This is a genomic window from Streptomyces sp. WMMC1477, assembly GCF_027460245.1.
GTDB lineage: Bacteria > Actinomycetota > Actinomycetes > Streptomycetales > Streptomycetaceae > Streptomyces.
In genome coordinates this window covers 5,109,729-5,121,299 of record NZ_JAPZBD010000003.1, presented here as the reverse complement: position 1 = coordinate 5,121,299, position 11,571 = coordinate 5,109,729, and the positions used below count along the sequence as shown (strand labels likewise).

The following is an 11,571-nucleotide window of genomic DNA, read 5'->3' as shown; positions in this document are numbered from 1 at the left end:
TCTCCTTACGCTCCCCGCACCCGGCACCGTGGACCGGCCGGACACGCGTGGGGGATTCGGGGCAGCCCTCCCGGCGGATTGGTCGACGCGCGGGAAAAGCGCAGGCCGCGGGACCGGTGTCACTCGATCGAAGGACGGACCAATCCGCCGTGTCCCGGGGCCCGAATGCCGGGTGTGACAGCGAAATCCTCAGCACGCCTCGCCCGGGCCGGACTCGGCGCGCTCAGCGGCCTGCTCGCGGCGGCGACGGCGCTGGCCGCGGCCGAGCTGGCCGCGGGGCTGGCCGGTCGCCCGGAAGCGGGCCCGGTGGCGGTCGTCGGCGCCTCGGTCATCGACCTCACGCCGCAGGCCGTCAAGGAGTGGGCGGTCCAGACGCTCGGGCCGGAGAACAAGACCTGGCTCACGCGGGGTGTGCTGGCGCTCAGCGGCCTGTTCGCGATGGCCCTGGGCGTTCTCGCGCTCAGCCGACGCGTTCTCGCCTCGGCCGGGGTGCTGGTGTTCGGCGGGATCGGCGTCCTGGCCGCGCTCGACCGTCCGACCGGCGTGGCCGGGGACGTCGTGCCCCCGCTGGTGGGCGCGGGCCTGGGCGCCCTCGTGCTCTATCTGCTGGCGGGCCGGCTCACCGCGCCGCCCCGCCCCGCGGAGGGCGGCGTCGGGCCGGCCGGCCTGCCGGGGCAGGAACGGCCGGGGCAGGAACAAGCGTCCGGCGGCCCCGGGTTCGACCGGCGGGGGTTCGTCATCGTGGCCTCGGCCGCGGCGGCCGCCTCGGCGGGCGCGGGCGCCCTGGGTCAGCGCCTGGACAGCTCCAGCGGGACCGAGGCGACCGCCTCCCGCGGAGCCGTCAGGCTTCCGGAGCCGGACTCCCCGGCCCAGCCCCAACCCTCGGGCGCTGATCTGCGCCTGCCCGGCCTCACTCCGTTCTTCACGCCCAACGGCGACTTCTACCGCGTCGACACGGCCCTGGTCGTGCCACGCGTGGATGCCACCCGGTGGTCGCTGCGCGTCCACGGCGAGGGGGTGCGCAAGCCGCTCACCCTCACGTTCGACGACCTGCTCGGGCGCGAACTCGTGGAGCGCGACATCACGCTGGCCTGTGTCTCCAACCAGGTCGGCGGCCCCTACGTCGGCAACGCGCGCTGGATCGGGGTGCGGCTGGCCGACGTCCTGCGGGAGGCGGGGGTCCGGGCGCCCTCCTCCGGCGGGCCCGCCGACCAGCTGATCGCGCGCTCGGTGGACGGCATGACGATCGGCACCCCGGTCGAGACCGTCCTCGACGGGCGGGACGCCCTGCTGGCCCTCGGCATGAACGGCGCGCCGCTCCCCTTCCAGCACGGCTTTCCCGTGCGAATGGTCGTGCCCGGTCTGTTCGGTTACGTGTCCGCCTGCAAGTGGCTGCGCGAGCTGGAGCTGACCACCTTCGCCGACTACGACGCGTACTGGGTCAAGCGGGACTGGGCGGCGAAGGCCCCCGTCAAGACCCAGTCCCGTATCGACACCCCGAAGCCGCTGTCCACCGTCCGACGGGGACGGGTGCCGGTGGCCGGAGTGGCGTGGGCCCAGCACCGGGGCATCGCCCGCGTCGAGGTCCGGGTCGACGAGGGGGCGTGGCAGCGGGCCGAGCTCGCCCCCGCCGCCACCGAGGACACCTGGCGCCAGTGGGTCTGGGAGTGGGACGCCACCCCCGGACGGCACCAGGTGGAGGTGCGGGCCACCGACGGTGACGGCCGGACCCAGACCGCCCGGCGCGTGGGGACCATCCCCGACGGCGCCACCGGACGGCACACGGTGGTGGTCAACGTCGACTAGTCCCTGACCTTCCGGTGCCCGGCGCCGCAGGACCGGCTCAACCGTGCCTTCCGGCGCCCGTCATCCACCCATGAAGACCTTTCTCGTCACTGCGTTTCGGGACTCGTTCGAGTCCGCCTACCAAGGAGAATCACTGATGACCACGTTCCACCACGTCCGCCGCTCCGCCGTGGCCGTCGTCGCCGCCGTCGTCCTGCCGCTCGCGCTGACCGCCTGCGGCTCCGACGGGGACACCTCCGACGACTCGACCGCCGCGGCCTCGGAGCAGACCAACGGCGCGAACGAGGAGTCCTCGGAGGAGTCGACCGAGAAGTCCGACAACGCTGGCTCCGAGCCGTTCGGTCCGGGCTGCGCGGCGGTTCCGGAGGACGGCGCCGGCAGCTTCGAGGGCATGGCCAAGGACCCGGTGGCCACGGCGGCCTCGAACAACCCCGCCCTGTCCACCCTCGTGAAGGCGGTGCAGGCGGCCGACCTGGTCGACACGCTCAACAGCGCCGAGAACATCACGGTGTTCGCCCCGACCAACGACGCCTTCGCAAAGATCCCCGAGGAGGACCTGAACGCGCTGCTCAACGACAAGGAGCAGCTCACCAAGGTGCTCACCTACCACGTCGTGGGCGAGCGGCTGCAGCCGTCCGACCTGGAGAACGGCACGTTCAAGTCCCTGAGCGAGGAGGAGCTCAAGACCTCCGGATCCGGTGAGGACTACGAGGTCAACGACGCCTCCACGGTCGTCTGCGGCAACGTGCAGACCGCCAACGCGAACGTGTACATCATCGACACCGTTCTGATGCCCGGCGCCTGATCCGGCCCGCCCGGTGCCGCCGTCCGCAGTGCGGACGGCGGCACCGCCGCGTTCGCCGGACGGTTCCAGGCCGTCTTGCCCCGGCGCGGAGGGGGTCGTAGTTTCCCGGACGGGACGGCTCCGCACGCCGCGGACCGTCACACCCCCCACGATTCGCCGGTCCGCTCACGGCCGCTCCCGGCACCCGGACGGGCCGCGCCGCGAGATGAGGACACATGGACCTGGAGCTACGGCATCTGAAGGTCGTCCGGGCGATAGCCGACGCGGGCAGTCTCACCCGCGCCGCGACCTCGCTGGGACTCGCCCAGTCGGCGCTGAGCGGCCAGCTCAAGCGCATCGAACGCGCCCTCGGAGGCGCCCTGTTCGTCCGGGACCGCAACGGAACCCGGCCCACGCAACTCGGCGAGCTGCTGCTCGACCGGTCGCGGATCGTGCTCCCCGCGATGCGTCAGCTGGAGGAGGACGTCAAGCGGCTGGCCGGCGGTTCGGCGCCCTGCTTCCGGATCGGCGGCACCCACGGGCCGCTGCTGGGCGGCCTGGTGGACCGGCTCACCGCCGCTCACCCGCAGGCCCCGGTGAGCACCGTCACCGCCTGGTCGGTCGCCGAGCTCGCCGGTCAGGTGGCCGACGGACGGCTGGACTTCGCCCTGGCGGGCGTGTGCGGACACGGCACGCCCCCGGCCGCCGGACGGCTGGAGTGGCAGCCGCTGGGCCACGACCCCGTCTTCGTGATGCTGGCCGACGACCATCCGCAGGCCACCGAACCCGAGCTGGAGCTGGGCAAGCTCGCCGGGGAGCGCTGGGTGGCCGTTCCGGGCGACGGCTGCTTCGCCGACTGCTTCACGGCCGCCTGCGCCCAGGATGGTTTCGCCCCCGTATCGTTCTTCAAGACCGACACGGCCGCCTGTGTGCATCTCGTCCAGGTGGGCCGGGCGGTGGGGCTGTGCCGGGCCACGATGCCCCCGACGCCGGGGGTCCGCTGCGTCCCGCTGGCCGGGACGCCGCTGAGCTGGCGGCATGTCATCGGTTTCGACCCCCGCTCGACCGCCGCGGAGCGAGCGGGCGAGGTGGCGCTGCACGCCCGGGCCGCGTACCGGGAGGCGATCGCCCGCAGCCCGGGATACACGCGCTGGCTGGAGGACCATCCGTGGTTCGGCCCGGAGCACTGACGGCACGCGGGAGACCGCCGCGGGGGCCATCGCACCGTAAGAGGGGTTAACTGACAGGTACACGACCTCAGTTCGGGTGGCTAGCTTCGTCTCGGCACCCCCCAACACTGAGGAGAAACCCCATGCTCCACAGGAGACGTGCACTGGCCGGCACCGCCGCGGCGATCGCCGCACTGGGCCTTTCGACGCTTCCCGGAACCGCTACCGCGCAGGAAGTGCCGCAGAGCGAGATCGCGGCCGAACTGCCGGCCGGGATGCTGAAGGCGATGGAGCGCGACCTCGGCCTCACCCGGGCCGAGGCCACGGTCCGCGTGGCCAACGAGGCCGAGGCCAGCAAGGTCGCTCCGCAGCTGGAAGACTCGCTGGGCCGGGAGTTCGGCGGCGCTTGGGTCACCGGCGCCACGGCTGAACTCGTCGTGGCCACGACCGACCGGGACCGTGCCGCCGAGATCGAGCGCGCCGGCGCGACGCCCGTCGTCGTCGAGCACAGCATGGCCGAGCTGGACGCCGTGCGCGCCAAGCTCGACAAGGCCGCCAAGGGCGACCGGAACAACGCGCGGGCCGCCTCGCTCTGGTACGTGGACACCAAGACCAACAGCGTCGTCGTCCACGCCCAGAACACCGCCAAGGCCGAGAAGTTCGTCGACGCCAGCGGTGCGGACACCGACGCCGTCCGCGTCGTCAAGTCGGACGAGCGGCCCGAGCCCCTCTACAGCCTGGTGGGCGGCGACGCGTACTACATGGGCAGCGGCGGCCGCTGCTCCATCGGCTTCTCGGTCTACCGCGGCTCCACCCCGGGCTTCGCGACGGCCGGGCACTGCGGCAATGCCGGCACCAGCACCTACGGCTACAACCAGGTCTACCAGGGCGTCTTCCAGGCGTCCTCGTTCCCCGGCAACGACCGGGCCTGGGTCGCGGTCAACAGCAACTGGACCCCGACGCCGTACGTGCGCGGCAGCAGCTACGGGGTCTCGGGCTCCCAGTCAGCGGCCGTCGGCTCGTCCATCTGCCGCTCGGGTTCCACGACCGGCTGGCACTGCGGCTACGTCCAGCAGTACAACTCGACCGTCTACTACCCGCAGGGCACCGTCTACGGGCTCGTCCGCACCAGCGTCTGCGCCGAGCCCGGTGACTCCGGCGGTTCCTTCATCTCCGGCAGCCAGGCCCAGGGCGTGACCTCCGGTGGCTCGGGCAACTGCAGCTCCGGCGGTACCACGTACCACCAGCCCATCAACGAGATCCTGAACGCCTACGGCCTCAGCCTCGTGACCGGCTGACGGTCGCGCTCCGGTGCCCGTTCCCCCCTGCCATGACGGGGAGCGGGCACCGGGCCGGACGGCCGCAGGCCCGGCCTCCGGCCCGCGCGCTACCGCGCTCCGTGGCCCGCCGCGATCTCCTCGATCCGGCGGGCCAGCGCCGTGTCCAGGGCCGTGATGCGCCCGCCGACACTGTGGGTGTTCACCGAGATCCCCACGGTGTTGTAGCCCAGCGCCACGTTCGCGTGGTGGCCCACCTCCTCGTGGATGGCGGCCACGTGCATGACCATCGCGGCGGCCGGGAGATGGCCCGGGAGGCGGTAGCCGCGAGTGAGCAGATCGCCGTCCCGCTCCCAGCCCGGCAGCTCGGCGAGCGCGGCGGACAGTTCGGCGTCGGTGAGCGGCTCGGGTGCCGGCATGGGCGTCGTCTCCTTCGGTGCGGTGCGGTGTGTTCTCTCGCGATGACGGTGTATCAGACGGCCGGCCGCTCCCGCCGCCTCACGGCAGCGCGCGCGAGCCGCCGACCGGCAGGTCCCACAGGTCCGCCGCGGGACGGCCGTCCCGCTCCCACGCCGCGCGGACCCGCTCCAGCGGCTCCAGCGGCGGCTCGCTCGACAGCAGGAACGTGGCCCAGTGCATCGGCGCCATCCGGGCGGCCCCCACGTCCCGGCAGGCCCGGACCGCCTCGTCCGGGTCGGTGTGCACCGGCCGCAGCAGGGCGCGGGGCGCGTAGGCGCCGATCGGCAGCAGGGCGAGGTCGATGCCCGGGTGGCGGCGGCCGATCTCGGCGAACCAGTGCCCGTATCCGGTGTCCCCGGCGAAGTACACGCGTCTGCCGTCCGGTGCCGTGAGCACCCAGCCGCCCCACAGCGAACGGCAGGTGTCGAGCGCGCCGCGGCGCGACCAGTGGTGGGCGGGCACGAAGTCGAAGCGGACGGCGCCGCCCGGGGCAGGCAGCTCCGCGGCCTCCCACCAGTCCAGCTCCGTCACGGTGGTGAAGCGGCGACGCCGGCACCAGGAGCCGAGCCCCGCCGGGACGAACAGCGGGGTGTCGCGGGGCAGCCGGGCGAGCGTCGGCGCATCGAGGTGGTCGTAGTGGTTGTGCGAGATGACGACGGCGTCGACGCGCGGGAGGTCATCCCAGGCCACGCCCACCGGGGTGAGGCGTGCCGGGGTGCCGAGGATCCGGCGGGACCACACCGGGTCGGCCAGGACCGTGAGCCCCGCGATGCTCACGACCCAGCTGGCGTGCCCGGCCCAGGTGACGGCGACGGTGTCCGGGCCGGCCTGGGGCAGCGGCTCCGGGCGCACCGGCAGCCGGGGGGCCTGGCTGCGGAGCTCCTCGGCGCTCGGCCGGAACCCGCCGCGCCGGCTGGCGCGCAGCATGTCCAGGGCTCTGGGAAGCGGTTCGGTCAGCCGGTCGGCGAAGGTGCGCGGCCAGGTGCGCCGCTCCCCCAGCGGACGGGGCGGGGCGGCCGGCCGGGACGGGCCGGTCTGCTCGTGCTGTTCCGTCATGGTCGACTCTCCGTCGGTGTGCGGGTCAGTTCGGCCAGGGCGGCCTCCACCCGGGCCAACGCCTGGGCTCCGGGCGGGTGTTCCTGGACGCCGTCGTGCGGCGCGGTGACGGGCAGCCGGGCGCGCAGGGCGCCCGGGTCGTCGCCGAAGCGGTGCCCGCCCAGCACGCCGGGACCGAGGCGCAGGACGAGGGCGGCCTCCAGGGTGGCCGCGTCGGTGACCCCGTGCCGGGCGAGCCGGTCGCGCAGCGGCTCCAGGTCGGGGTAGAGGTGACCGCCGGCCCGGGGCGGCCGGCACAGCCCTCCGACCGCGGTCACCGCCCGGCAGACGGCGGCGGCGTGACGGCCGTCGGTGCGGGCCGCGGCCTCGCGCCGGGCCCGGAGCCCGGCCGGCTCGCTCAGCGCCAGGGCCGCGTCCGGGTCGAAACCCGCGGGTCCGGCGAGGGTGCGCAGGATCCGGCGTACGGCGTCGGCGGTGGCCCGGCCCCGCCCGGTCCCGGGGAAGCGGGCGAGCCCGGTGTGCCGGCCACCGGGGACGAGGGCGACGGCGAGGTCGAGGAGCACGACGACGTCCTCGGCGTCCGCGTCCCCGGCGGCGGCCGGGGGCTTCCCGCGGGACCCGGCCCGGCTTCCGGCCGCCCCGCCCTGGGGGTGCAGCATTTCGGCGGGCGAGACGACGACGGTGCCGTGCGGGTCGTGGCAGGTGTCACGCAGGCTCTCGTCGCTGACGATGAGGAGGTCCTGGTCCACCGCCGCCTCGCAGACCTCGTAGAGCAGTTCCGGCGGCGGGACGGTGCCCGTGGGGTCGTCCACGAGGGACAGCAGCAGCACCCCGGGGTCCACGCCGGCCGCGCGGTCCCTGCGGACGGCTTCCAGCAGGGCGAAGGGGTCGGGCACGCCCCCGCACTCGGCGGGCGTCGGCACCGGGTGGACGGGCAGGCCCAGCAGGCGCGCCGGGGCGCCGTGCCAGCGCGGGCCGGGAACGGGCAGGTAGACGCCGCGGGGTCCCCTCGGGCCGCGCGGTCCCCTCGGGCCGACGGCGAGGAGCCCGAGCAGCAGCAGTTCCGCGCCGGAGGCGGGGACGACCTGGGCCGGGACGGTGGGCAGGCCGCGCCGCTCCCAGTAGCCGCAGGCCGCGGCCTTGAGATCCGGGCTCTCCCGGTCACCACGCATCCACGCCTCCGGTGCCTCTCCTGCCCTCCACGATGGCAGGTTCCCGTGCCCGCCGCGCGCCGTCGTCCCGGAGCGGATTACTCCCCCGCGCAGGGCGGTGACCCGGCCCGGTGGATGTTCCGGCTCTCTGGACACGGCGAGCCGTCAGACGGGTTCGGAGCGGTGCTCCGCCGGCCGTCGGAGACGAACCGGACCACGCCGGGCTGGCGGCCCTCCGCACCGTGAGTCCGCTATACGGGACGGAACTTCTCGCATGGCGGACTCTTGGCTACGGTGCGGACATGAGCGAGGAGACCGCCGTGTACACCCACGGCCACCACGAGTCCGTGCTGCGCTCGCACCGTTGGCGCACCGCCGAGAACTCCGCCGGCTACCTGCTGCCACGGCTGCGTCCCGGGACGGCGGTGCTCGACGTGGGCTGCGGCCCCGGCACCATCACCGCCGGTCTGGCCGCACGGGTCGCCCCGGGGCCGGTCACGGGGCTCGACGCCGCGGCCGACGTCCTGGCCACCGCCCGGGAGGCCGTCGCCGAACGGGGCGTGACCAACGTCGCGTTCGTCACCGGCGACGTCGGCGCCCTGGACTTCCCGGACGACTCCTTCGACGTCGTCCACGCCCATCAGGTGCTCCAGCACGTGGGCGACCCCGTCGGCGCCCTGCGGGAGATGCGCCGTGTCTGCCGCCCCGGTGGCGTGGTGGCCGCCCGGGACGCCGACTACGCCGCGATGACCTGGTACCCGGCCTCGCGCGAGCTGAGCGCCTGGCAGGCGCTCTACGGCCGGGTGGCCCGGGCGAACGGCGGTGAGCCGGACGCCGGACGCCGCCTGCTGTCCTGGGCCCGGGCCGCCGGGTTCACCGACGTGACGGCCTCGGCGGACGTGTGGTGCTTCGCCACCGCGGAGGAGCGGGCCTGGTGGAGTTCCTTGTGGGCCGACCGGACCGAGTCCTCGGCCTACGCCCGGCACGCCGTCGAGGGCGGTCATGCCACCCCCGAGCAGCTGGCCGGCATCGTCGACGCGTGGCGGGCCTGGGGCGCGCGCCCGGACGGCTGGTTCACCGTGCTGCACGGCGAGGTGCTCTGCCGCGCCTGACCGGGCCGCGAACCCGTCCCGCCGACCCGGCCGCGAAGCGGCCCTCCACGGCCCCCGCGAGCCGTCGGCCACTGCGGTTGCCGGGCCCCTGTCCCGGGCGGAGGATGGCTGGTGTCGCACGGACGTCCCGTGCGGCGCCAGCACCAGCTCGACGTGGAGGTACCTACATGACCACGGCGAAGGACATCATGCACCCCGGTGCCCAGTGGATTCCCGCCCACGAGACGCTCGACCGGGCCGCTCAGCTCATGCGTGAACTGAACGTGGGCGCCCTGCCCGTGAGCGATGCCGACGAACGCATGTGCGGCATCATCACCGACCGCGACATCGTCGTGGAGTGCGTCGCGGCCGGACACGACCCGGGGAAGGTGACGTGCGAGCAGCTGTGCCACGGTACGCCCCGGTGGGTCGAGTCCTCCGCGGACATCTCCGAGGTCCTGAACGAGATGGAAAGCCGCCAGATCCGGCGGCTGCCCGTGATCGAGAACAAGCGGCTGGTCGGCATGATCTCCGAGGCCGACATCGCCCGCCATCTGGACGAGGGGCAGATCGCCGAGTTCGTCGAACGCATCTACGCCGGAAGCTGACGACCTTCCCCCGCCCCGGGCGCGGGGCGGGGAGGCGGCGCTCCCGCCCACCGCAGCGGACGTAGCGGTGGGCGGGGCCGCTCTGCTGCGGTCGGCGGGGCCGCGCTCTCCTGGGGGTGGCCCCGCCCCGTCTCAGGCAGGCTCGGGCGTCGTCACCGGGGCGCCGAAGACATCCAGGTACAGGTCGAGTTCGGCTTCCACGGCCCGCGCGATGGTGTCGGCCCGCCGGAATCCGTGGGCCTCGCCCTCGAACGTGAGGTAGGTGTGCGGCACCGGCGTTCCGCCGGCGGCGGCCAGCGCGTCGAGGAAGCGTTCGCACTGCGCGGGCGGGCAGATGACGTCGTCGAGCCCCTGCAGGAGCAGGAACGGGGCCGTCATGCGGTGAGCGTTGCGGGCCGGAGAACGCTCGCGGTAGCGCTCGGCGTCCCGCTCGGGGTCACCGATGAGCCCTTCCAGGTAGCGGGACTCGAAGTCGTGCGTGTCGTCGCCGGACCAGCCCTCGGGCTCGAGGATGGGGAAGCTGATGGTCCCGCACGCGTACACCCCCGCGGCCGCCGGTGAGGTGAGCGAGACCGCCGTCGTCCAGCCCCCGGCGCTGCCGCCCCGGATGGCGAGCCGGGCCCGGTCCGCGCTGCCCTCCTCGGCCAGGCCGAGCGCGACCGTCGCGCAGTCCGCCACGTCGACGACGCCCCAGCCACCGCGCAGCCGCTCCCGGTAGGCCCGCCCGTAGCCGGTCGAGCCACCGTAGTTGACCTCCGCGACGCCGATGCCGCGCGAGGTGAAGTAGGCGATCTCCAGGTCCAGGACGAGCGGCACCCGGCTCGTCGGACCGCCGTGGACCCAGATCACGTACGGCGGCGCCTCCCCCTCGGGGCCGCGCGCCCGCGGGTTGGCCGGCGGGTAGACGTGGGCGTGCACCTCGCGGCCGTCGGGCCCGGTGAACGTCCGCTCGACGGGGTGCGGGTAGTAGGCCGGGTCCACCGCGTCGGCGTGCCGCTCGGCGAGGACGCGGCTGTGCCCGGTGGCGGTGTCCAGCTCCACGATCTCGTACCCGCTGCGCGCGCCGGCGCCGACGCCGACGACCCGGGTGCCGTCCACGGCGAGCGTCGGGGCCCACTCCGTCCAGGAGCCGACGGCGTCCACCAGGTCGCCGGTGTGCGGGTCCAGCACCCCGAGCCGCTTGGCTCCGCGCCCGTGCAGCACGGCCACGGTGCCGTCCGCGAGCGGGGCGAACCAGCGCAGCCCCAGCTTCCACAGGCCGTCGCCGAACTCCTCCGCGCGCGGGCAGAGGCCGACCGCGTCACCGCCCCGGGGGTCGACGCGGCAGAGGTTCCACCAGCCGGAGGCGTCGCTCACCGCGAGCAGCGTGCCGTCGGCCGCCCAGTCGGCCTGGACGACGGACTCGGCCCGGCCGCCCAGCACCGTGCGCGCCGCGGTGAGGCACCCGTCCGCGGCCACCTCGGCGCACCGCAGTTCGGTGCCGTCCCAGGGCATGTTCGGGTGGTCCCAGGCGAGCCAGACGGCCTGCCGCCCGTCCGGGGACAGCTTCGGCCCGGTGACGAAGTCGTGTTGGGCGGGGGCCAGTTCACGGACCCGGGAGCGGTCGTCCGCGGCCGAGCCGTCCAGCGGAACGGCCACCGGCACGCGGCGCACGTCGGTGGGCCGCTCTCCGGTGAACTCCTCCAGGACGCACCACACCTCGCCGCGGTCGAGGTGGACCTCGGGGTCGGCCCAGCGCAGCCCCTCGCCCCGGGAGCCCAGCGGGGTGAGCGGGCGCGGCCCGGCGCCGGGGACGTCGGGCTCGTGGGCGTACAGGCGCTGGTCGCCCTGATGGCAGAAGACGAGCAGGGGCCCGCCGGTGGCCCGGGCCGCGGCCGCCCAGGGCAGGCCGCCGTACTCCAGGACGCGGTTGCGCACGTCCCACGGCGGCGGCAGCACGGACCGCGGCGTGCCCGGGTCGTCGCCTCCCGCGGCGTCCGGCGCGGGCAGCCGCAGCAGGGCCCTGCGGCCCCCCTCTTCCGGCCGCGGGGCCGTCCACCACAGCTCGCCGCCGACGGCGCCCAGGAACTCGGGACGTCCGTCGTGGGCGGCGACCGTCCGGGCGTCGAGCGGGGAGGGCCACGTCCCGTAGGGGGCCGTCAGCACAGCGGTCACGGGGGTTTCCTCCTGA

10 protein-coding genes are annotated in these 11,571 nt (G+C 74.8%); 6 read left to right on the top strand and 4 right to left on the bottom strand.

Features of this window, described 5'->3' with window-relative positions; all coding sequences use genetic code 11:
- Nucleotides 1-165 precede the first annotated feature (165 nt).
- The 4 genes from O7609_RS22405 (at nucleotide 166) to O7609_RS22390 (ending at nucleotide 5,057) form a co-directional block, all read left to right on the top strand.
- Nucleotides 166-1,806 (top strand): molybdopterin-dependent oxidoreductase, encoded by a 1,641-nt coding sequence (locus tag O7609_RS22405; RefSeq protein ID WP_269735198.1) that lies wholly within the window; start codon nucleotides 166-168, stop codon nucleotides 1,804-1,806.
- Nucleotides 1,807-1,942: 136 nt separating this feature from the next.
- On the top strand, nucleotides 1,943-2,611 hold the full coding sequence (locus tag O7609_RS22400) for a fasciclin domain-containing protein (RefSeq protein WP_269735199.1): 669 nt from the start codon (nucleotides 1,943-1,945) through the stop codon (nucleotides 2,609-2,611).
- 215 nt (nucleotides 2,612-2,826) lie between these two features.
- Entirely contained in the window at nucleotides 2,827-3,780 is a 954-nt protein-coding gene (locus O7609_RS22395; RefSeq protein WP_269735200.1) for a LysR family transcriptional regulator, read from the top strand.
- Nucleotides 3,781-3,902: 122 nt separating this feature from the next.
- Nucleotides 3,903-5,057, top strand: a complete 1,155-nt coding sequence (locus O7609_RS22390) for a S1 family peptidase (protein WP_269744120.1) — start codon at nucleotides 3,903-3,905, stop codon at nucleotides 5,055-5,057.
- An 89-nt stretch (nucleotides 5,058-5,146) separates the two neighbouring features.
- Here the strand turns inward: O7609_RS22390 and O7609_RS22385 are convergent, their stop codons facing one another.
- From O7609_RS22385 to O7609_RS22375, 3 genes are all read right to left on the bottom strand, one after another.
- Nucleotides 5,147-5,455: a 4a-hydroxytetrahydrobiopterin dehydratase gene (locus O7609_RS22385; protein WP_269735202.1), complete on the bottom strand. Its 309-nt coding sequence runs from the start codon at nucleotides 5,453-5,455 to the stop codon at nucleotides 5,147-5,149.
- A 79-nt stretch (nucleotides 5,456-5,534) separates the two neighbouring features.
- Nucleotides 5,535-6,551, bottom strand: coding sequence for an MBL fold metallo-hydrolase (locus tag O7609_RS22380; protein ID WP_269735203.1), 1,017 nt, complete (start codon nucleotides 6,549-6,551; stop codon nucleotides 5,535-5,537).
- Nucleotides 6,548-7,723 (bottom strand): aminotransferase class I/II-fold pyridoxal phosphate-dependent enzyme, encoded by a 1,176-nt coding sequence (locus O7609_RS22375; RefSeq protein ID WP_269735204.1) that lies wholly within the window; start codon nucleotides 7,721-7,723, stop codon nucleotides 6,548-6,550. Before O7609_RS22375 ends, O7609_RS22380 begins: the two co-directional genes overlap by 4 nt.
- 281 nt (nucleotides 7,724-8,004) lie before the next feature.
- Between O7609_RS22375 and O7609_RS22370 the strand changes: the two genes are divergently transcribed.
- Both O7609_RS22370 and O7609_RS22365 read left to right on the top strand, forming a co-directional pair.
- Entirely contained in the window at nucleotides 8,005-8,814 is an 810-nt protein-coding gene (locus tag O7609_RS22370; RefSeq protein WP_269744119.1) for a methyltransferase domain-containing protein, read from the top strand.
- Nucleotides 8,815-8,981: 167 nt separating this feature from the next.
- Entirely contained in the window at nucleotides 8,982-9,401 is a 420-nt protein-coding gene (locus O7609_RS22365) for a CBS domain-containing protein (RefSeq protein WP_269735206.1), read from the top strand.
- 132 nt (nucleotides 9,402-9,533) lie between these two features.
- Here O7609_RS22365 and O7609_RS22360 read toward each other — a convergent pair whose 3' ends face one another.
- Nucleotides 9,534-11,546, bottom strand: coding sequence for a S9 family peptidase (locus tag O7609_RS22360; protein ID WP_269744391.1), 2,013 nt, complete (start codon nucleotides 11,544-11,546; stop codon nucleotides 9,534-9,536).
- Nucleotides 11,547-11,571 lie beyond the last annotated feature (25 nt).

Bases quoted from the DNA above. Each gene is read 5' to 3' on its own strand.
- O7609_RS22375 (WP_269735204.1), bottom strand. From the start codon at position 7,723: ATGCGTGGTGACCGGGAGAGCCCGGATCTCAAGGCCGCGGCCTGCGGC.
- O7609_RS22370 (WP_269744119.1), top strand. From the start codon at position 8,005: ATGAGCGAGGAGACCGCCGTGTACACCCACGGCCACCACGAGTCCGTG.
- O7609_RS22385 (WP_269735202.1), bottom strand. From the start codon at position 5,455: ATGCCGGCACCCGAGCCGCTCACCGACGCCGAACTGTCCGCCGCGCTC.
- O7609_RS22405 (WP_269735198.1), top strand. From the start codon at position 166: ATGCCGGGTGTGACAGCGAAATCCTCAGCACGCCTCGCCCGGGCCGGA.
- O7609_RS22400 (WP_269735199.1), top strand. From the start codon at position 1,943: ATGACCACGTTCCACCACGTCCGCCGCTCCGCCGTGGCCGTCGTCGCC.
- O7609_RS22365 (WP_269735206.1), top strand. From the start codon at position 8,982: ATGACCACGGCGAAGGACATCATGCACCCCGGTGCCCAGTGGATTCCC.
- O7609_RS22395 (WP_269735200.1), top strand. From the start codon at position 2,827: ATGGACCTGGAGCTACGGCATCTGAAGGTCGTCCGGGCGATAGCCGAC.
- O7609_RS22380 (WP_269735203.1), bottom strand. From the start codon at position 6,551: ATGACGGAACAGCACGAGCAGACCGGCCCGTCCCGGCCGGCCGCCCCG.
- O7609_RS22390 (WP_269744120.1), top strand. From the start codon at position 3,903: ATGCTCCACAGGAGACGTGCACTGGCCGGCACCGCCGCGGCGATCGCC.